The sequence below is a fragment of the Peribacillus asahii genome, from assembly GCF_003570725.1.
GTDB lineage: Bacteria > Bacillota > Bacilli > Bacillales > DSM-1321 > Peribacillus > Peribacillus asahii.
In genome coordinates, this window is the sequence record NZ_QWVS01000019.1 from 15,139 (window position 1) to 35,403 (window position 20,265).

The following is a 20,265-nucleotide window of genomic DNA, read 5'->3' on the forward strand; positions in this document are numbered from 1 at the left end:
CACCAATAAACATGAAAATATAAAGAAGATGTATTTCATATCAATGAAACTTCACGAAAGGGGTTTGTTTATGATATCCTCTCAACAATTAGCAGAGTTTCGCTCACAGCTGCTTAAGGAGAAAAAAGAACTGGAAACTGAATTTCATGTAAATGATAGCTTTGGCTTTGATTGGCAACATCCTCATGAGTCTGTGGGAGAATTATCAAGCTATGATAACCATCCGGCAGATGAAGGGACAGAATTATATGAACGAGAAAAAGACCTTGCCCTTAAAGAGCATGCTACTCATCGATTAGATAATATAAACAGGGCTCTTACTGCAATGGATAATGGAACTTACGGTACGTGTGAGGTATGTGGGGAAGACATTCCATATGAAAGATTGGAGGCTCTTCCTAATACAACGTTCTGTAAAGAGCACAGCCCGGACCAAATCATATCACATGACCGTCCGGTTGAAGAAGGAGTGCTAATGCCTCCATTTGGAAAATTTGACATGGATAATCAAGATGAAAACGTTGCCTATGATGCAGAAGACACATGGCAGGATGTTGCGCAGTATGGGACATCTGAATCACCGTCAGACTTTGCTTTTACAGAGGAAAAGGATTCTTATAATGACATGTACAATGAATCACATGATCCGACGGGATATGTGGAGTCTTATGAAAACTTTATCGGGAATGATATATATGGAAAAAGTATTACCGTTTATCCAAATAGTCAGCACGAACTGTATGAGAATGAACTTGACGAAGAAGGCCTGATGACCTCATTTGGCGATTTGCCTGCCTATGAACATGATCCTTACGTCGAAGACGAGGACAAACGTTAAACACAAGATCATAAACAAAACCAGTTTCACTGAGGAAGCTGGTTTTGTTTTCTTTCTAATCAGCAGTCATTTATCACTAGCTTGTTCGTTTGTTTCTGCCAATCCTGCGGATACCTACTCATTCTTTTTATGAGCTCTCAACTCCTAATTCTTCGTGAAAACACAAAAGTACCCCTATATCAATAGAGGTACCTTTAGATAACCTATTTAGACGTTGGAGCTAGAGTAGCTTCAGGTGATGTTACCTTGTCATAAAAATCTACGAACTTGTCACGATCGTCACTATCACGGTAAGCCATAGCCACACGTGGATGTTCATTAAGTACACCAGAGATCATGTAAGGAATGATATAGCCCCACTCCCACTTTTGACGCATTTCTAGCATATGCTTTTCAATTACACCAAGAACGGGCTTAAGCTCATAGCTTGTCTTTTTTATGTAGCTAACAAGAAGCTCTGTATGGCAGTTACCAGCCGCACGACCCATACCATAAACAGACGAATCAAGGAAAGTAACCCCATTTTTCATCGCAGTTAATGTATTGGCGAATGCTAATTGCATATTGTTATGCGTATGTATTCCAAGCTGTTTGTTAGGAATCATCGCTTGGAACTTTTTCACTTGATGCTCAATATCCGTAGGATCTAAGCTTCCAAAGGAGTCAACGATATATACAACATCTACAGAACTTTCCTGCACCATTTTAAACGCTTCAATAAGCTGATGTTCCGGCACACTAGATAAAGCCATAATGTTAAGTGAAGTCTCATAGCCCAAATCATGAAACATTTCTACAAGCTCCAAGCCTTTATCCACTTCACGAATATAGCATGCTACTCGAATCATATCTAAAACACTTTGTTCACGTGGTAGAATATCATTTGGATCTACACGCCCAATGTCTACTAAAGCAGATAGCTTCGTGAACTTTTTCTCAGGGATAATTTCTTTCAAGAAGTTATCGTCAAGAAATCTCCATGGATTGGGCTCAGTCGCGTTAAGAAGCTTAGGGGAGTTTTTGTAGCCAATCTCCATGTATTCAACACCAGCTGCACTTAAGCCATTATACAAGTCTTGAACAAATTCGACACTGAAATCCCAATTGTTAATTAAACCTCCATCACGAATGGTACAGTCTAAAATTTTCATATCATTTTTCATTATGTTAGTCTCCTCCTATGTATCCCACTTTTCATTAATTTTAACCCTTACACTTTCACGCTTTTATGCTTTTATGTAATAAAGTACCTTGATTATGTTATATCACGATTCTTTCAAGGGTGTCAATCAAGTGTTAGTCTATTTCGAAAAAATTTGATTTATCAAAAAATAAATGATATTCCTCCAGTATAAGCTAAATCCGTTAAAGATTGCATCTCTTTTATTAATATTCTATGCATTCTATATTTTTATTTTATGAATGATATTCTCCGGTTTTGCTCTAAATACGGGATATTCCTTATTATCCAGCACTACCTTTTCTCCTGAATAATCAAATCCAATTTTAGGCAAAATCCTTTCTCCTTCTGTGCTAACTGCAAAGGCACCGATTTCTTTTATATCTATCCCTTTTTCCTTAAGACGTTTTAATTGTAAAGGAATATCTTTTATAAGCGTACTTGCGTATTCTTTCCTTCGATCATCGTGAATATCAACTATTATAGTAACCAAATAAAGATATACAGTTGTTGGATTAGCATAGTTAAGAACAAATTTTCCAACCTCATTCTCTTCCAGCTTTCCTTCTAATACAGCTGTATAATCTCCTTTATCCAAAGGAAATAGCCCGTATATCCCCTTTACCCCAGCCGGAGTTTTAAGAACTTTATAAACCTCGGGATTCCTGAGCATAATTTCTTTAATATACTCTGGAGACACATGCCACTCTTTCGGATAAATTTTATCATTTAATAAAAGCATGCTTTCGATATCTTCTATTCCGGCTGTTGTAACTTCTTCGGGATGCTTGCGGTACTGTTTCATTGTTCTATCCCTCATTCTCAATTTAATTTTCATATATATATAAGATTTTTTATTACTCATCATTTCATTATCCAGACCTTGCCTAAAAGAGCCTTTCGAAACCAAAAGGCTCTCTCTACCATGTTATATCTTATTTATCTTTCCTTATAAGCAATGAACAGCACTCAACATGTACTATTATTATGTACCGCAAAAAGTTCGATAAGGGCGTGTTGATTCAGCAGGCAATCTAGCATACTCCGCCTGTTCAGGAGAATGAGCATAAGGATTTGAGAGAACCTGAAGAAGTCGCTCCATTACGCTATAATCTCCTTGTTTCACTGCGGCTTCTAGTGCAGCTTCTACCCGGTGATTCCGAGGGATTATTGCAGGATTGCTATTCCGCATCAATTGATGTGAATCAGCTTTTGACTCTTGCTGCCTGCCTAGTCTTGCCTTCCACAGCTCATGCCATTGAGTAAATTCGGGAGTCCCAAACAGAACCGTATCCTCTAATGTGTCAAACGTTAACGCGCGGAAGGTATTCGTATAATCAGCACGATACTTCTGCATGATACTAAGGAGCTCTTCAATAAGAGATCTATCCTGTGCCTCTTCATTAAATAGGCCTAGTTTTGCTTTCATTCCCGCAAGCCAGTGACCTTCATACAGCTCACCAAAAGCTGACATTGCATTTTGAGCCAGTTTAATTGCTTCCTCCTGATCATCGTGCAGCAGTGGCAATAAGCTTTCAGCAAATCGCGCAAGATTCCACCCGCCAATATACGGCTGATTGCCATAAGCGTAGCGGCCCTCCCTATCAATCGAACTAAATACTGTTGCCGGGTCATAGGTATCCATAAAAGCACAAGGACCATAATCAATCGTTTCTCCGCTAATCGTCATATTGTCAGTGTTCATGACCCCGTGGATAAAACCAACCAACTGCCATTTAGCAATCAGCATAGCTTGGCGCTTAATCAACGCTTGAAGCAGTGAAAGATATCGACTCTCATCCGCTTCAATCTCCGGAAAATGGCGCTCAATTGTATAATCAGCTAAAGCCCGGAGTTCCTCAATAGTGCCCCATGTTGCAGCGTATTGAAACGTACCGACACGTAAATGACTAGCAGCAACACGGGTCAAAATTGCGCCAGGCAGCTCGGTTTCACGGATGATTGACTCACCGGTAGTCACTACTGCTAAACTACGGGTAGTAGGAATACCGAGCGCATGCATCGCTTCACTAATGATATATTCACGCAGCATCGGTCCGAGTGCCGCTCGACCATCTCCCCCGCGAGAGTATGGCGTTCTACCTGAACCTTTCAGCTGAATATCCACCCGCTCACCTTGAGGAGTAATCTGCTCACCAAGCAGCACCGCCCGACCGTCTCCTAACATCGTAAAATGCCCGAATTGATGCCCCGCATAAGCCTGAGCAAGCGGGAAAGCTCCTTCGGGACTATCATTGCCAGCAAGCACCGCTACACCATTTTCGCTTTGCAGTTCCTCTACGTTTAATCCTAACGATTTCGCCAACGAATCATTGAGAATAACCAAATTCGGTGAGCGTACAAGGTTTAGATTAAGACTGGAAAACAATGATTTTGGCAAACGAGCATAACTGTTGTCTAAATTCCATCCTGTTTCTTGATTCTTTGTCATCTTATCCCCCTTTTCTTCTTTTGTCTTTTTCTATTCTAATTAGACAAAGACATTCTATATCTACATTTCATTTCAGTACAAAGTTACCCTCTTTTTAATGTCTACTTCCGCCAGTTTATTATACCATTCCAGATAAAGATAACACCTTTTAACGCTCACATTAGACACTAAATGAACTACACAGGTGAAAATCCCTTTATTTTGTGACACAACAAAAAGATCCTGCATGAAGCTAGGATCCTTTAATCAATCATTTCCCTTTAAATTCTCTCCATGAGTTGCATTCAATTTTTTCTAATCCTTCAACTTTTTCAATGGAATACACATAAACAAACCCCTCAATATCCCCCGATACGTCTTTCACCCAAACACGTTCATAGTCATTGTGAATTCGATTTTCTTCGTAACCTTCAAGCCAGTCCATTCTCTTCAAGCCTTCTTCTGTTACGCTAAACCATTCTCCGATGATTTCCTCTGCTTCAGAATCAAGCACTAAAGCCGGATAAGCCCCTACATTATAGAGCCATCCTCGCACTTTCCCTTGCTTCATTTGTTTAATATATGGTTTGGCAACATGATGATTTGACTCTCCTGTCAATAACGTCCCATAAACAAAAACACGAAATAATGGATGATTCATTATGTCCCCCCTGAATTTTTTATGTACCTCACCTAAAATAATATAAATATATGTATATCTTAAGTTTCAACTAAAAAAAGCACCTTGAATCATATATGTCAAAGGTGCCTGACTATAACCGTTAGCTTATTTTTGCTAAATGAGCATATACATCTGACAAATTAGAAAAACCTAGTTGTTGGGTTAAACGAACACCCTCTGCCCATAGCTTGGCAGTTCCAATGGCATCATGTAATGCATGGTGTCTTTTTTCAATGGAAATGCCAAAATGGTTACAGCAATCATCTAAAGTAATTAAATCTTTTTTAGGCACCACGACCTTCGTTAAAAAAGACGTATCCATAATACGATGCTGAAAATTCAGCTTTAAAACAGAAGATGTGGCATGCTGCATAAAACTTTTTTCATGATTGGCATGATGAGCAACGAGAGGCTGACTTTCAATAAATTGATAGAATTCTTTTAGCACTTGTTCTAACGAAGGAGCTTCAGCAAGTTCACCTTCACAAATACCCGTTAAATTTTTAACATGTTCTGAAAGTGGCTCATTACAATTCACTAAAGAATAATACGTTTCATCTTCCATAACTTGATCACCAACCATTTTAACAGCACCAATGGATAAAATTTCATCCCCTTTTTGTGGATGAAAGCCTGTCGTTTCTAAATCAAATACCGTTACCTTTAATTCTGAAAAAGGTATCTGCAAAACATCTTTAGCTTTCACATCCCTCTGAAGCTGTCTGAGAAACGCTATGCTTGCCGGATCAGTTTGATGTGCAACAGATGTGTACATACTCGGACTTAGCTTTCCAGACAATTGTTTAATAAAGCGAACCATCGGATTCATCATGATGAACACCCTTTATTAATAATATGTTTTGTTTCAGTAAACAGCCTATAGCCATGCTTCATAATCTGTTTAAGCTCTTGCTTTTCCGATTTTGTTAAAGAATCCACATGTAAGAGATGAACATCCTCATAACTTTTCGACTGCTTTTTAAAGTAAAGACGTAAGTGTAATAGCTTTTCAAAATCAACTTGATATTTTTTGATATTATTATAACGATTAGGCAGCTGTTGAAAACGGGCTAAAGTAGACGGAGTAAAAATTCCCTCTTTCAATGAAAGCAAGCGCAAAGAATTGATATATGGAAAAAAGATTACTTCCTTCATATTAATACACCTTGTTTTCTTACCAAAAGAATCCGGTAGAAACTGCCCAAGAATACCGAGTCCTTTCTTCATATGACGGATATTTTCAAATAAACGAATATATAAGTAAGGATCTTTCTTCAAATGGTTAAATGCATGTTCTTTTAATCTTAATAGAAAACCATCCTCTCCTATTAAAACACGCGAATCAAAGAAGGTAGAAAAATACCGGAGAGATTCCCAGCTTGCCTCATTCAACCAATTGCTAATTTGCCGTTCCCAAGAAGCGACTGAATTGCACCATTTAGGGTTTGATGACATAACCTTTCCATCACACAATTCATAACCAACTACACTTAACCCCTTAGAGATTTCTTCTCCCATCCTTAAAAAATAGGATTTAAATCCTTCGTTTCCTGCAAAAATAATACCGTGGTCTTGATCACTCCAAATAGATTGTTCAGACCTTCCGCCACTACCCATTATAAAGAAAGCAAAGTGAGCCGGGGCTGGCCCAAGCTCACTTTCTACTTTCTCGATTGCTTTTTGAACAGTTTTCTTAATTAACCTATCATGAAATTGATTAAGAGCTATTGGATTCTCCCAAACTTCATGAATATGTTCATCTCGCCACTGTCTCATTTCAAGATAGCAGTTTATATACGCTTCAAACTCATCATTATCTGAATGGTTAACAACAACCATTTTTATACACCTGCTTTTTCTTTATGCTCAGGCATGCTTTCTGGATAACCATAACTTCCGTGTTCACTTAAATCAAGTCCAATGATTTCTTCTTCTTCAGTAACACGGATACCTCCCATAACTGCATTCATCACTTTTAAGATAATGTATGAAACAACAAATGCGTATACACCTGATGCCGCTACACCCATTGCTTGAACACCTAATTGTGTAAAGCCGCCACCGTAGAATAATCCCGCTTGGCCCCAGTCAATATCTGTTGAAAGTGCAGGTACTGCAAATAGTCCATTAGAAAGTGTCCCCCACACACCAACTGTACCGTGAACGGATAATGCAAAAATCGGATCGTCAATCTTCGCTTTATCAAACAATTTCATACTATAGAAGACCATAAGTCCACCAACTAAACCGATCACAACTGCTGCCCAAGGTTCAACGAATCCACAAGATGCAGTAATGGCAACAAGACCTGCTAATGCACCATTTAATGTTGTTGGAATATCAGCTTTACCCGTTACTACCCAAGCGATAAACATCGCAGCAACTGCTCCAGCACCAGCAGCTAATTGTGTATTTAAAGAAACAAAACCAAAGAATGCATCTGCAACTCCAAATGTACTACCACCGTTAAATCCAAACCAACCTACCCATAAAATCAGAACACCTAACGCAGTAAAAACTTGGTTATGACCAGCAATATCATTTGATGAGCCGTCTTTATTGTATTTACCAATACGCGGCTTTAAGATCATTGTAGCAGCTAAAGCAGCCATTGCACCTGTTAAATGAACAACTGTAGAACCAGCGAAGTCTTGTTTACCATGTTCACCTAACCAACCGCCACCCCAAATCCAGTGAGCAACGACAGGATAAACAAGTGCCGAGAATAAAATGGCAAAAATAACATAAGCAGATAATTTTGCACGTTCAGCGAAACCACCAAATGCAATTGTTAGAGAGACTAAAGCAAACATCATTTGGAACATAAAATCCACAGCGGGAGCTAACCCTTCCTCAACCGTCGAGGCATCACCGTAAAAGAAATTTGATAATCCTATAAATGCATTACCTTCTCCATAAATAAAACCATATCCGACAGCCCAGAAAACTAAAGCTCCAATTCCTGCAGTGAAAATTGTCTTACCGGCAATGTGACCAGCATTCTTCATTCTAGTTGAACCAGCTTCAAGTAATATGAATCCACCTAACATAAAGAAAACTAAAATTGTACCAATGATTACCCACAGATTATCCATTAAAACTATAGCATCCAATTCCACTCATCTCCTTTTCTGTTTCTGTTAATCTTGTAATATATTTCAAAGTATAAATGTAAGGAAACGTAACATCAAGTGTTATGTCAGATTTTCTAACAAACAAATTACACAAAAATATTCCCCCTATAAACGAACAACCTATTCACTCTCCTTCTTTAACTTCTTCTATGTAGTTTAGTTATGGATCTAAATAAGTTTTATGACAGAAAACATTAGACGACGGTATTCACCGTCGTCCATTCTCCGTCCTATTTCACTTGTGGCAGCGGCCGATTCAGCCGCTCACTATAAAAAGCATCCATATCCAACTCAAAGTCTTTTAAAATCGGATACCAAGGCGTTACCGGTTCTTCTTCCAACACAAAGCTAATCAAAAAGCTTGGCAATGATACCTGCAACAATAACAACAATAATGGCACCAATTAGGGCGGGAACTAACGAAAAGCCTGCTACCATAGGACCCCATGTCCCAAATAAGAGCGGACCAATCCAGGCTCCTATGAAACCAGCTACTATAGCTCCAACCCAGCCTCCTGGCATATCAAAAGGTGATATCTTATCGGCAACCGTACCAATTATCATCGCAATAATAACAGAAAGAATAAAGGTAATAACACTCATTCCAACACCCCTCTTTCCCATCGTATGCAAGCCTTGTACTAAATGTTCGAGTGGAAAAAGGGTCCTCACAAACATATAAGTCCCCCTTCTTCATACATAGTATTATTCCTAATGCCGCTATAACGATAAAGAGCTCAGTGAAGACTGAGCTCTTTATCGTTAGATTTATTTAATTCATTCTTATGCAATCATTCAGATTATCACAACAGGGCTATACACTCTTCTCTTACGTCCATTTCATTCCAATTAGAGAAATCTAAACAAATCTCTTCCATTTGTTTTTACCGAATTTAAGTTAAAATGTTATTTCACATTTAATTGAGCAGAACTAAAATGTTTCTCTAGTTTACGAACAATTTCATCATTGGCCGCCTCGACAACTTCCAGGTATTGCGGTTTATCAAACAATTTACTAATTTGTTCAGGGAATGTCTGTTCAATATTACAAAGTTCAATGGATTCATTGAATTTTGCTGGATGTGCTGTTGCAAGTGTAACACATACTTCACTAGGAGCATTACAAGTTTCATAAGCAGCAACTCCACAAGAAGTATGTGGATCAAGTAAATAATCAGTTTCAGCATAGTACTTGCTGATAGTTTGCAGGCATTCTTCTCCCTCTACTCCGTATGCTGCAAAATCCGCTTTTACCTGACGAAGCTGCTCCTCATTCACAACAATTTTTCCTTCTGTTTTGAATTGATTCATTAAGGCAGTTACTGCACCGGCATCTTCATCAAGCAAGTAGTACAGATAACGCTCAAAGTTACTTGCTACTTGAATATCCATAGAAGGACTGTATGTACTGCGGAATTCACTAGGCTCGTACACTCCATCCTTGATAAAACGTTCTAAAATATTATTCTCATTCGTTGCAACAATAAGCTTACCAACTGGAAGACCCATTCTCTTCGCCAAATAACCGGCAAAAATGTCCCCAAAATTTCCTGTTGGCACACTGAAGTTGAGGCTCTCTATGTCTTTCTCTTTTGCGACTTGGAAGTACGCATAGAAATAATAAACAGTTTGCGCTAAAATACGAGCAAAGTTAATGGAATTAATGGCACGCAGATGATATTTATTTTTGAATTCCAAATCCGCAAATAATTCCTTGATGATTCTTTGCCCATCATCAAACGTTCCTTTTATTGCTAAATTTAACACACTTTCGTCATGAACAGTCGTCATTTGCAATTCTTGCACCTTACTTACTTTTCCATGAGGATGCAAAATACATATACGAATGCCTTCTTTTCCTCTTACACCCTCAATAGCTGATGCACCTGTATCCCCTGAAGTAGCACCAAGAATGTTGATGGTTACACCTGTTTTCTTTGCTATATAAGAATACAAGTTTCCTAAAAATTGCAGAGCAACATCTTTAAAAGCAAAGGTTGGTCCATGGAACAGTTCTAACACATACATGTTATCCTTTACCTTTTGAACTGGAGTTACCTCAGAATGGCGGAAGGTTCCATAGCTTTTCTCGATTAATTCCTTAAGTTCATTTTCTGGAATTTCCCCATCAACATAATAGGAAATGATTTCATATGCTAATTCAGGATAAGTTAACTGAGACATTGCCTGCAGCTTTTCTACAGGAATTTGTGGGATTTTTTCTGGAACTAAAAGTCCTCCATCTGTTGCCAATCCCATTAAGACTGTATCAATAAAACCAATTTTACTTACATTACCACGTGTACTAATATATTTCATAACATCCTCCAAAAAAATATAATTTATTACTATCCTCACCTAGAATTCGCCGTGAGTCAATATATAATTGAAATATTAGCTGAAATATCAGACTTCTTTATTCTTCATATTGTTCTTTCAACAGTTCGATAATAACCCTATTACTTGCATTTTTTCGTTTGAAACAGGAATGATTTCGCAACTAGTCATTTACATTGTTAGCTCGATGGGAATAGGTTAGTTAACAACAGTGATTTAGCAATATCAACACCTATGCTTTTATTAAGTTCCCAAACGATCTTCTTTAAAGAAAAAAGCACTCGCATTCATCATGCAAGTGCACACCAAACATTATTACTCTTAATTTCTTTTTCTAATGTAAATATTTTCCCGAAATTTCTACAATATCCATTGTTTTGACCTGATCTTTACGCAGGGACAATTACTTCTAAATCATTGTTGGACTAAGCTGAAGTGCTTGTTCGACGCGTTCAACGTTTATCCGTTTTCCCTGTGTTTCCTCTATCTATATCCTGCTGCCGCCAGCCCTGCAGCACATAGCATTTTCCTTATTTCTTTGGAAGAAAGATTCCTTCAGGATCAACGACTTCATAAAGAATATCCAGTTCTGCATGTGTCGGAGGCAATGTTTCACCGCGGCAGCGTGAGAAATCAAGAGTAAAACCAGTGTTTTCCTGGAGAATCTCTTCGGTAATTCCTGGGTGCAAAGTGTCTACATACATCCTCCCAGTTTCCTCATCAAAGCGGTACACCGCCATGTTCGAAATTACAGCGGATGGACCACCTAAAAACTTTTTGCCATAGGCCTCACGGCGGTGCATCCACTCACCGGAAGGCCATTGGCGGACACGCCAGCCCGGAGAAGTGAGATAGTCGACTTCTTCTTTAAAACGGCGTTTTTCCTGAACCATGATAAAAACGGTACGTTTTGCCAGCGAATTAATATCATTATTTCCACCGCTGCCCGGGAAGCGCATGTCAGGATTTAAGTAATCACCGACAACGGTCGTATTCACATTTCCATACTGATCAATTTCTGCTCCGCCCAAAAAAGCGAGATCCACTCTTCCTCTTTGCAACTGGTCAAAAACATCCAGTAAACCGGAGGCAATCGAACAACCTTCCACGCAGCGAGGGTCCCCAACAGACGAAGGCAGAGAAGTACTTCTGGATCCAATCGTCCCCGCTTCGTAAATAACCTTACAATCAGGTGCGGTAGTTTGAGCAGCCAGCATGACCGCCAGCACCGGAAGCCCGGTACCGGCAAAAACAACCTCATCGTTATTTACTTCCCTGGCTGCAGCCACGGCAAGCAAATCGGCAGCAGTATATTCACCAGGGGCTGCATACATTTTATTCTGTACTAGTACCTTTTCCATTAATTACTCCCCCTTTTTGCACGAGTGCTATATTTGTAAAAACTGTTCGTCCTCAGGTTCATCAGGCGGGAAACATTCAGTTTATCCAGATATTCCTCATGGCTTCCGACCCCGTAAACCCATTCGTCAAGCCAGTCTTGCGTTCCGGACTCTGTTTTAGAGGCGGTTGCAAAATCACTGATAAACGCACCATCCACATCATAGCAGCCGTACATACCGGTTGGGTGCGCCCCCCATGGAGCTTCAACAATCGCATCGACTATATAGCTCGGGAGCAGATTGCGATCAGGATCCTCTCTCAGATAGGACTCCGGAACAATCTCCTCGGCAATGACAATGACTTTATCCGCTGCTTTAGCGGCCTGTTCATCGGAGAAGGTTTGTCCCATCACACGTACCGTGCCCTCTTCCCCCACCTGCTGGGCGTGAATGATACATACGTCCGGCCTTGCCGCCGGTACAAGAATAATTTCGCCTTCATTGTAGAACGGATCAGGTGCATACCCAAACTTTTGAAAAGGAATGCGCGGGTTCTTTCCGTCCCTTAAGCCTGCTTTGCCGAGCATATCATATTCCGGATTCAAAATGTCCGTACCCCTTGAGGCCCATGTTGGGAGATACGGAACTCCAGCTGCTCCTGCCTGCATTCGATACAGGATATGCTGGTGGCTGTAATCTTCAACGATTATTTCGCCTGATTTTATTTTTCGGTCCATACAATAAGGCACTTTCCCGTAAAGTTCATGGCCGTTCCAGCAAGATTCCCAAATGGAGACAGCACCGGCCCCCATCAACATTTCCGTATGTGTTCCCGAATTAACCTCTATTAAATGAAGATTTCTTTTCTCCTGGCGCAGCATTTCATAGATTGCGGCCATTGGACGCCGCCAAATGGTAAATCCGCTAAAGGTAATCATGCTGCCATCTTGGATCATTTGCACAGCTTCTTTTAAAGAATATCTCTTGTCCCGCATACTTCTTTCTCCCCCTATCTATTGTTGTCTATAAAAAATTACACTGACACCGTTTGCCCTGCGTTTTTTGGTTGAGTGTTTTGGGCCTTTGATTAATCTCCCAACAAATATTTTGAAATGACTAATCTCTGAATCTCATTGGTGCCTTCATAAATTCAAATTTCTTTATCGTACTTCAATGAGAATAGCGTCGCCCTGTGCAGCTCCAGAACAGATTGCTACAATACCGAGACCGCCGCCGCGCCGGCGCAGTTCATAAATCAGCGTCATTATAATCCGCGCTCCGCTTGCACCAATCGGATATCCGAAGGCAACCGCTCCACCGTTTACATTTACCTTCTCGAGATCATATCCAGCAATTTTCTCACTCGTGAGAGTCACAGCTGCAAACGCTTCATTTACCTCAAATGAATCAATTTGATCTATAGTATATCCTGTTTTTTTCAGCAACTTATTTATTGCGAGGCCTGGAGTTATAGCAATGTAAGGAGCTTCCTGTCCTACCGCGGCATGCCCAAGAATGACGGCTAGCGGCGTTTTACCCAGCTCGGCTGCTTTCTCCTCCGACATCAAAATCATGGCACCCGCACCGTCATTTATACCAGGTGCATTCCCTGCTGTAATGGATCCGTCTTTAGTGAAAACCGGAGGCAGTTTTTTCAATTGTTCGAATGTTGTCTCACGCGGTGCTTCATCTTTATTTACTAAAATTGGTTCTCCCTTACGCTGCGGCACAGCTACAGGCACAATCTCTTCATTAAATTTACCTGCCTCAATTGCTTCAATCGCGCGCTGCTGGCTGCGCAATGCCCAGTTATCCTGCGCTTCACGTGAAATCTCATATTCAGCAGCAACATTACTGCCATGAACGGCCATATGCTGTCCATCGTAAGCATCGGTAAGTCCCAAATCGACTACCTTACCGTCCCCCATACGCATACCCCAACGTGCATTTTTCAATATGTAAGGTGCGTTACTCATGCTCTCCATTCCGCCTGCCACAATAACATCAGCGTCACCGGCACGAAGGATTTGGTCTGCTAATGTTACGCTGCGAAGGCCTGAAGCGCACACTTTATTAATCGTTTCCGTTTGAACTTCCCAGGGTAATCCCGCGATTCTTGCTGCCTGTCTTGAGGGAATTTGCTTCGCTCCTCCCTGAAGAACCATCCCCATGATTACTTCATCCACCTGATCTCCTTCAACTCCGGCTCGAACCAACGCTTCTTTTATCGCAACCCCGCCAAGGTCAACAGCCTGCAAATTCTTTAAAGCTCCTCCAAATTTCCCAAAGGGAGTTCTGGCCGCACTGACAATTACTGTTTTCCCCATTTTACCACTTCCTCGTAAAAGCGATTTTGAAAAAATAAATCAAAGGACTAGAGTCTCAGACTGCAGTCCCAGACTATGGTCTGTTTGTTAAATTTTATTTCAAATGTTTTAAACTGTCAATATCTTTCAAAATCTTCAAATAAAAGCACCGTACTTCCATACAATCCTAAAGATTTATGTAGATATTCCACTGACAATTTGGCCAGCTTCAAAGAGCCCTTAAGTTTTAAAATTTTCTTTCTTAATTCCATAAATTAGCTTGTTTATGTTAAAATTATGAATTATAGGATAACAAACACATTTTTTGTTTAATTAAGGAGATTCATAGATGTCAGATTTAACCCCCAGACAAATAAAAGCCAGAAAAACAAGAAAAAAGATTCTGGAAGCGGCTTTAGAGCTTTTTAGCAAAAAATCCTTCGACGATACAACCGTTGATGAAATAGTTAAACTGAGTGGTACATCAAAAGGGGCATTTTACACACACTTTAAATCTAAATACGAAATTTTCTTTGAAAAATTTAAAGAGATTGACGAGGTTTATTGGGAGTTTACTCAGTCTTTGCCTGAAGAAACAGATGCCAGTGAAAAATTGCGGCAGCTTTCTGAATTGCAAATGGTTTATCTCAGAGATTATTGGGGAAAGGATCTGTTTCGAACCCTGTATACAAACGCTTCACCCAATAACAATTACTTTTTGAGTCAAAACAGAGCTATCTTTAAAATAGTCCATCAGTTTGTAAGCGAAGGGCAAAAAAAAGGAGAATTCAAAAAAGATCTTTCCCCCGAAGAAATCACCATAATCATCACACGATGCATGCGCGGAACACTTTTCGATTGGTGTATCGGCCATGATAATTTTGACCTTTTACTGGAAAATCAAAAGATTATACACACTGTATTGGATGGAATAAAAGCATAATTTAATAAAAAACAGCACCATTCCGAAATACAATGTACTCTATAGAGTAGATACTTAAAAAGTCTATCTATAAGGTCATAGCCATCAATTTAAAAAACCGAGTTCGATGCCAAAGTCATCGAACTCGGTTTTTATAAAAAGGACTAGGATAGATACGTTTTGAACATACCTAAATAAAAATTTCTTCATTCTGTATTTTTATACCTCTTGGTGAAGTCCCATCGCATATTCTTGAGTGATGCCAAGAATATCGAATGGTGTACGCTTGTTATACTTTCGTGCTTCTTCCATTTTGAAAAAGTTCCTAAAAAAGCCTGATTAATACTGGTACAGGAAAATGAAAAAACACTTTACTCTAAGAAATTAGAATAAAGTGTTTTCAACAGGTTTAAATGCACAATCAATGTGCATTCTTACTAATCTTGATACTTAGATAATTGTTGCTGTGCAGAATTAAGTGAGTTAATGGCTTGTTCAATCTTTTCTTTGTTGTCTGGTTTTTCTACAGAACTAAGCGCTTGTTGCAATGTGTTAACCGTATCCTGTACAGATGACATACTTTGATCAACGTATTGTTTAGCTTTTCCCATATGTAACCCTCCCTATACTAATTTCAAACATAGTATCTGCACAAATGAAAATAAAATTCCTACAAATTATTAGTTCGAGGGAGGGAAAAAGAAAGCGATAAAAAGGAGGACGCTGATAGAAAGCATAAAAGAAACGGGGATATCATTTATACGGAATAAACTTACGCTGTTATTCTGTATTATTGCCAAATGATAAGCTGAGGCTCTTTAATGTGTGAAGTCTCGCAGTAAGAATGAATAAATCATCGTAGTTATTTTCTACGTATTCATTAATAATACTTAGCCCTTTCCTAAATCTATTAACTAATAAATACGTGTACTCTTCATTCCAAATAAACCGGTTTATTCTCAGAAGTTCATCCGCTAATATTTGGAATTTAAACTCCTCAACAAGAAGTTTTACTTGATATAATTTATCTCGATTTAAAATCAAGCTGTTTTTTTTATTTTGATAATGTTTATGAACAAATTTTACAAAACCATCTATATTTTCAGCCAACAGTTTCCCTATTTCCATCTCGAAGTTCATTTCTTCATCTCCTCAATGTCTAATAATTACTATGAAGAGTGTATGTTTTGAGACAATACTTTAACACCAGCAACACAATCTACTACAAGAAGCCTGTCCCCTTCATTCGTTGACGCTTTAATGTCGTCGGGGACAGGCACTGATGTTTTATAAACGTAATCATCATTTATCTTTAGTACTATTTCTAAAATTATCGTAATCCGTCTTAATGTAATGAAATAACTTTGCATTACCGCCTTGGTCTGGATGAGTTATTTTTAATAACCCTTTATATTCTGCCAACACTTCTTTATTACTCGCCATTTTTGAAAGCCCTAATTTTTTACTATAATTATTTAATTGAGTGCTGGAGGTGAGAGTGTAATGGTCTCCTTTGCTCTCTTTTAATTTTTTTAATTCATTACGTAATTCAATATTTTGTTTCACTAAATTCCTTATTTCACTTTGTAATTTATTTTCCTTATTCTTTAAAGTGGCTACTTCTTTTTTCAACTTATCTCTTTGCTCGATTATTCTGTGCTTTGCATTCTCATGAAGTTCTTCCAGTCCTTCTATATGCTTTTCTTGTGCTTGTATTTTTAGTGTTAATCGGTGGATCATTTCATCCATATTTTGATTAGTACAATCATCAATAAACAGCTTTGAGGTTGTATCATCAACTATGTAATCGGTTTTCTTGTTTCTGCTTCCTTCGTATTTAATCCTGCCTTCATGTAACCAACGTCTCACTATTTGGTTACTAATACTTTCTGATACTCCTGCGTCTTTTAACAGGTCAAACGCTTGATCTGTGTCATCAATTATGCAGACAGTTTCTCTACTCCTTTTTCCTCCCTCATATTTAATTTTCCCTTCACGCAGCCAACGTCTCACAGTTTGAATGCTAGTACTTTCTGATACTCCCGCATCCTGTAACAGCTCAAATACTTGATCTGTGTTCACAATGTTCCGCCTTCCCCTCTTATTACGCCACATCATGTCATGTTAAGTAACATCATTCTGAAAAATGAATCATTTTTGTACCTCGTCACAAAAATTTCAACAGCGTATTCAAATAAACATTCTTATGTCGATTTAATAAGTTGAAATCGACGTAGAAGATATCTTCTACACAATCAATTATATGGATGAGTTAATCCAACACTTGCACTTTTACCTTTTTAACTCCCCAATTTAAAGCATCTTGCTCATTAGGAATAAAGACATCTACTCTATTTCCTTTTATAGCACTCCCTGTATCCTCGGCTGTTGCATAGCCATAGCCCTCCACATACACTTTCGATCCAAGCGGGATGACAGATGGGTCAACTGCTATTACTTTTGCATCCGGATTCGATTTTAAGTCGACACCTGTAGCTGTAGTCCCAATACACCCTTCACAATCAGCAGTATATGCCGTTGCTCTCACGATGATTTCTTTTTCTATATCTGATTGATTCGTAGTCTCACTTTTTGATACTGTTTTTTCTTGTTCCGCTGTATTAGCTGGTACAGCTTGTTCTGATTTCGTTTCAGGCTCTACATTCTCTGCCTTAACTTTATTTACCCCTGGTTTCATAACTAAGTTCTGTTTCGGATAGATTATATCTGAATTCAAATTGTTCCAAGACTTAAGGTCATTTACTGAGACATCATTTTCATGCGCAATTTCCCATAGCGTGTCCCCCGGCTCGACCGTATAATCCACTTCTTCGAAAATATGTAAAGTTTCGCCTGCATAAATTGTATCTGACGACAACTGGTTCCAAGATTTAATTTCTTCTATTGAAGCTTTATATGTTTGAGATAGCCCCCATAATGTGTCTCCATGTTTCAATTCGATATCTTCTGCTTGTACCGGACTAGTAAATGCACTAGATATTGCAGCCGCTGCCACTAACGATAAGATTGATTTTTTCATCTGTTGTTACCTCCTTGTAAGTTAGCAGATAAGTTAATTTTTTCAATCATATCATAGTTATTTTCCATACAAAGAACAGACAGATAAAGAATAGATGACAGATATCACAGAAGTATAACGGGAAGATATCAATTTTTAAAATGATACTAGAATAATTAATCACATCTGTCCGTCGTATCCAACTTACGAAACCAACAGCGGAGTTCGATTATTAGATGCCCTAACTATACTGAATCATCCATTCAACACAGGCCATCTTTCAGAAACTGAACAAGATATATTCAAAGAATTGTAGTAGATTATGTCGTTATAAACAAGGAAACAAGGTGTTTCGGAACATCCTTATATAATTGAGAATTATACATGGATATTACATAGTTAAACTTAAATTACAAGCTCAAGAATACACTAACTGTTCTGGCAACATAGAGTTCAGCAATCAAGATTCACAAGTTTACACAATTCGAAGGGCTTTAATCGCATCAATCATTTTTTTAAACTACATATGATGTAACATTTGAAGGAAGATCTGTTGGAGACCTTTAAAACTACTTTTTAAGAAGATGGAATTTAAATAGATTAAATGGGTGATATGCAGTTTTCCTTATGGCACCAGTAAATCATTTTAGTGAAAAAAAGAGGTTATTATTGTAAATCAGTAGAAGTAGTTAGTGTGATGGGAGTAAAATATTCAATAAATCAAAGGGGTAGATGATAGTGAAGTTAAAAATTGATGAGCATCAAATTTATGAAAAACACTACGAAGAAATTTATGAACAAGTAAAAAATGATCCGTATGCTCAGTCATTAGGAATTCAGTTAACAAAATTTGAGGCTGGATTTGCAGAAGCAATACTAGAAGTACAAAGCCATATGGTAAATGCATATGGAACTGTCCATGGCGCAGTTATTTACGCTTTAGCTGACCATGCTTTTTCCGTAGCCTGTAATGCATTTGGAAAAACATCGTTAGGGCTCTCTACAACCATCCAGTTTATTGAATCAGCTAAACCTGGAGACAAAATAATAGCTCGTGCAACAGAAGTTAAACGAAATTATCGTACAGGATTCTATCGAATCGACGTTTATCATGAGCAAAATCTAATAGCAACCATGGAGGCAGTGTCTTATCGTAAGGATCATTATTTTATTGAACTTGATGAACAAAATTAAATAGTACATAGTTATTGATTAGGACTGCCCTTAAGACAGTCCAATTTTTTTATGTTAATACTGGGTTCATTCCCTCTCTTCTTGAAGACGTTATCAAGATACTCAAAAAATGCTTAATGAAGTAACTTATTATTAAAAGAACAAATCGTAAAATAATTTTACACTAACTAAGATAATTGAATAAGCAGCAATTCTCTTTAATACTATTGAATTTAATTTTTTACTAATACGGCCTCCTATTTGTGCTCCCAAAATACCACCAAAAATTAAGATCACTCCATATTTCCATTGAATGGTGTCAAAACTCAATTTAATAATAAGGCTACCAAATGATAGTAGAAAACAAATAACTAAGCTTGAACCAATTGCTTGTTTAATAGATAACTTATATATCTGACCACTCCCATGGCTTTTGTTATCAAGACCTAAATCAAAAAAAGTCATAAAAAATAAGGAGGGATACATATTAGTCATGACTAATATGTATCCCTCCTTTACTTCTTGTCCAACAATCGCGCCCTTTAATGGAATAACTATAATAAGGTCTCAACCCTAAATTCACCTAATTCTTCTTGGCCTAGTGACAGGGTTCGTGTCATAGACCGCAAAGTAAAAGGTAGACAGAGTAAAATAATATTGTGGTAAAGGTATTTGGTAATTCTTTTGGTGATACTTTTTGGTAAAATCCAAAGCTTACTCTATCAATACTCGCATATTTTAACAGTGTTATTACAAAAACCGTTGTTTTTGGTAACTATCGTTAGTTAAATACTTACCGATTTTCTATATACAGTAAATTACTTTGCGGTTCATAGCAGCAACCCTGTCACTAAGCCTTCTTCAACTAACGGTTGCAATAGGTAAGCGTTTGAAGTAGTCTCC

Annotated in this window: 21 protein-coding genes; 3 read left to right on the forward strand and 18 right to left on the reverse strand. The window is 38.3% G+C overall.

The window, feature by feature from the left end; all coding sequences use genetic code 11:
- Positions 1-70: 70 nt before the first annotated feature.
- Positions 71-838 (forward strand): yteA family sporulation protein, encoded by a 768-nt coding sequence (locus tag D1953_RS11880; protein WP_119117409.1) that lies wholly within the window; start codon positions 71-73, stop codon positions 836-838.
- Between the two features lie 203 nt (positions 839-1,041).
- On the opposite strand, the gene D1953_RS11885 is transcribed toward D1953_RS11880, so the two are convergent.
- From D1953_RS11885 to D1953_RS11945, 13 genes are all read right to left on the reverse strand, one after another.
- Positions 1,042-2,001, reverse strand: a complete 960-nt coding sequence (locus D1953_RS11885; protein WP_119117410.1) for an aldolase catalytic domain-containing protein — start codon at positions 1,999-2,001, stop codon at positions 1,042-1,044.
- A gap of 240 nt (positions 2,002-2,241) precedes the next feature.
- The gene (locus D1953_RS11890) at positions 2,242-2,928 is read right to left on the reverse strand and encodes a hypothetical protein (RefSeq protein WP_142920448.1); all 687 of its coding nucleotides are present in this window, start codon (positions 2,926-2,928) and stop codon (positions 2,242-2,244) included.
- 75 nt (positions 2,929-3,003) lie between these two features.
- Positions 3,004-4,470: a protein adenylyltransferase SelO gene (locus D1953_RS11895; RefSeq protein WP_119117412.1), complete on the reverse strand. Its 1,467-nt coding sequence runs from the start codon at positions 4,468-4,470 to the stop codon at positions 3,004-3,006.
- Positions 4,471-4,720: 250 nt separating this feature from the next.
- Positions 4,721-5,110, reverse strand: coding sequence for a gamma-glutamylcyclotransferase family protein (locus tag D1953_RS11900; RefSeq protein ID WP_119117413.1), 390 nt, complete (start codon positions 5,108-5,110; stop codon positions 4,721-4,723).
- A 121-nt stretch (positions 5,111-5,231) separates the two neighbouring features.
- Entirely contained in the window at positions 5,232-5,963 is a 732-nt protein-coding gene (locus D1953_RS11905; protein ID WP_342769246.1) for an exonuclease domain-containing protein, read from the reverse strand.
- Positions 5,960-6,970: a DUF294 nucleotidyltransferase-like domain-containing protein gene (locus D1953_RS11910; protein WP_245980079.1), complete on the reverse strand. Its 1,011-nt coding sequence runs from the start codon at positions 6,968-6,970 to the stop codon at positions 5,960-5,962. Before D1953_RS11910 ends, D1953_RS11905 begins: the two co-directional genes overlap by 4 nt.
- A gap of 2 nt (positions 6,971-6,972) precedes the next feature.
- Complete coding sequence (locus D1953_RS11915; protein ID WP_119117414.1) at positions 6,973-8,244, reverse strand: ammonium transporter; 1,272 nt, start codon at positions 8,242-8,244, stop codon at positions 6,973-6,975.
- A gap of 251 nt (positions 8,245-8,495) precedes the next feature.
- On the reverse strand, positions 8,496-8,666 hold the full coding sequence (locus D1953_RS22190; RefSeq protein ID WP_425454271.1) for an acetone carboxylase subunit gamma: 171 nt from the start codon (positions 8,664-8,666) through the stop codon (positions 8,496-8,498).
- A complete protein-coding gene (locus tag D1953_RS11925) occupies positions 8,614-8,943 on the reverse strand; it encodes a GlsB/YeaQ/YmgE family stress response membrane protein (RefSeq protein ID WP_245980081.1) in 330 nt (109 codons plus the stop codon). Before D1953_RS11925 ends, D1953_RS22190 begins: the two co-directional genes overlap by 53 nt.
- Positions 8,944-9,171: 228 nt before the next feature.
- Positions 9,172-10,584, reverse strand: coding sequence for a threonine synthase (gene thrC / locus D1953_RS11930; RefSeq protein WP_119117415.1), 1,413 nt, complete (start codon positions 10,582-10,584; stop codon positions 9,172-9,174).
- Between the two features lie 548 nt (positions 10,585-11,132).
- A complete protein-coding gene (locus D1953_RS11935) occupies positions 11,133-11,963 on the reverse strand; it encodes a CoA-transferase subunit beta (RefSeq protein WP_119117416.1) in 831 nt (276 codons plus the stop codon).
- Positions 11,963-12,937, reverse strand: coding sequence for a CoA transferase subunit A (locus D1953_RS11940; protein WP_119117417.1), 975 nt, complete (start codon positions 12,935-12,937; stop codon positions 11,963-11,965). Before D1953_RS11940 ends, D1953_RS11935 begins: the two co-directional genes overlap by 1 nt.
- A gap of 165 nt (positions 12,938-13,102) precedes the next feature.
- Positions 13,103-14,269, reverse strand: coding sequence for an acetyl-CoA C-acetyltransferase (locus D1953_RS11945; RefSeq protein ID WP_119117418.1), 1,167 nt, complete (start codon positions 14,267-14,269; stop codon positions 13,103-13,105).
- A 328-nt stretch (positions 14,270-14,597) separates the two neighbouring features.
- Between D1953_RS11945 and D1953_RS11950 the strand changes: the two genes are divergently transcribed.
- Positions 14,598-15,191: a TetR/AcrR family transcriptional regulator gene (locus tag D1953_RS11950; protein WP_119117419.1), complete on the forward strand. Its 594-nt coding sequence runs from the start codon at positions 14,598-14,600 to the stop codon at positions 15,189-15,191.
- A 416-nt stretch (positions 15,192-15,607) separates the two neighbouring features.
- On the opposite strand, the gene D1953_RS21270 is transcribed toward D1953_RS11950, so the two are convergent.
- The 4 genes from D1953_RS21270 to D1953_RS11965 all read right to left on the reverse strand — a co-directional run bounded on the left by D1953_RS21270 (position 15,608) and on the right by D1953_RS11965 (position 18,210).
- The gene (locus D1953_RS21270) at positions 15,608-15,781 is read right to left on the reverse strand and encodes a hypothetical protein (RefSeq protein ID WP_182480588.1); all 174 of its coding nucleotides are present in this window, start codon (positions 15,779-15,781) and stop codon (positions 15,608-15,610) included.
- 169 nt (positions 15,782-15,950) lie between these two features.
- Entirely contained in the window at positions 15,951-16,310 is a 360-nt protein-coding gene (locus D1953_RS11955; protein ID WP_119117420.1) for a hypothetical protein, read from the reverse strand.
- A gap of 162 nt (positions 16,311-16,472) precedes the next feature.
- On the reverse strand, positions 16,473-17,252 hold the full coding sequence (locus D1953_RS11960) for a hypothetical protein (protein ID WP_119117421.1): 780 nt from the start codon (positions 17,250-17,252) through the stop codon (positions 16,473-16,475).
- Between the two features lie 190 nt (positions 17,253-17,442).
- Positions 17,443-18,210, reverse strand: a complete 768-nt coding sequence (locus D1953_RS11965) for a LysM peptidoglycan-binding and 3D domain-containing protein (RefSeq protein WP_119117422.1) — start codon at positions 18,208-18,210, stop codon at positions 17,443-17,445.
- Between the two features lie 711 nt (positions 18,211-18,921).
- Here D1953_RS11965 and D1953_RS11970 point away from each other — a divergent pair.
- A complete protein-coding gene (locus tag D1953_RS11970) occupies positions 18,922-19,383 on the forward strand; it encodes a PaaI family thioesterase (RefSeq protein WP_245980084.1) in 462 nt (153 codons plus the stop codon).
- Positions 19,384-19,515: 132 nt separating this feature from the next.
- Here the strand turns inward: D1953_RS11970 and D1953_RS11975 are convergent, their stop codons facing one another.
- Complete coding sequence (locus D1953_RS11975; RefSeq protein ID WP_119117424.1) at positions 19,516-19,857, reverse strand: sulfite exporter TauE/SafE family protein; 342 nt, start codon at positions 19,855-19,857, stop codon at positions 19,516-19,518.
- Positions 19,858-20,265: the final 408 nt, after the last annotated feature.

Excerpts from the sequence above, each read along its gene's own strand:
- D1953_RS11880 (WP_119117409.1), top strand. The coding sequence starts at position 71 with ATGATATCCTCTCAACAATTAGCAGAGTTTCGCTCACAGCTGCTTAAG.
- D1953_RS11885 (WP_119117410.1), bottom strand. The coding sequence starts at position 2,001 with ATGAAAAATGATATGAAAATTTTAGACTGTACCATTCGTGATGGAGGT.
- D1953_RS11895 (WP_119117412.1), bottom strand. The coding sequence starts at position 4,470 with ATGACAAAGAATCAAGAAACAGGATGGAATTTAGACAACAGTTATGCT.
- D1953_RS11900 (WP_119117413.1), bottom strand. The coding sequence starts at position 5,110 with ATGAATCATCCATTATTTCGTGTTTTTGTTTATGGGACGTTATTGACA.
- D1953_RS11905 (WP_342769246.1), bottom strand. The coding sequence starts at position 5,963 with ATGATGAATCCGATGGTTCGCTTTATTAAACAATTGTCTGGAAAGCTA.
- D1953_RS11910 (WP_245980079.1), bottom strand. The coding sequence starts at position 6,970 with ATGGTTGTTGTTAACCATTCAGATAATGATGAGTTTGAAGCGTATATA.
- D1953_RS11925 (WP_245980081.1), bottom strand. The coding sequence starts at position 8,943 with ATGTTTGTGAGGACCCTTTTTCCACTCGAACATTTAGTACAAGGCTTG.
- thrC (WP_119117415.1), bottom strand. The coding sequence starts at position 10,584 with ATGAAATATATTAGTACACGTGGTAATGTAAGTAAAATTGGTTTTATT.
- D1953_RS11935 (WP_119117416.1), bottom strand. The coding sequence starts at position 11,963 with ATGGAAAAGGTACTAGTACAGAATAAAATGTATGCAGCCCCTGGTGAA.
- D1953_RS11940 (WP_119117417.1), bottom strand. The coding sequence starts at position 12,937 with ATGCGGGACAAGAGATATTCTTTAAAAGAAGCTGTGCAAATGATCCAA.
- D1953_RS11945 (WP_119117418.1), bottom strand. The coding sequence starts at position 14,269 with ATGGGGAAAACAGTAATTGTCAGTGCGGCCAGAACTCCCTTTGGGAAA.
- D1953_RS11950 (WP_119117419.1), top strand. The coding sequence starts at position 14,598 with ATGTCAGATTTAACCCCCAGACAAATAAAAGCCAGAAAAACAAGAAAA.
- D1953_RS21270 (WP_182480588.1), bottom strand. The coding sequence starts at position 15,781 with ATGGGAAAAGCTAAACAATACGTTGATCAAAGTATGTCATCTGTACAG.
- D1953_RS11955 (WP_119117420.1), bottom strand. The coding sequence starts at position 16,310 with ATGAACTTCGAGATGGAAATAGGGAAACTGTTGGCTGAAAATATAGAT.
- D1953_RS11965 (WP_119117422.1), bottom strand. The coding sequence starts at position 18,210 with ATGAAAAAATCAATCTTATCGTTAGTGGCAGCGGCTGCAATATCTAGT.
- D1953_RS11970 (WP_245980084.1), top strand. The coding sequence starts at position 18,922 with ATGATAGTGAAGTTAAAAATTGATGAGCATCAAATTTATGAAAAACAC.
- D1953_RS11975 (WP_119117424.1), bottom strand. The coding sequence starts at position 19,857 with ATGACTAATATGTATCCCTCCTTATTTTTTATGACTTTTTTTGATTTA.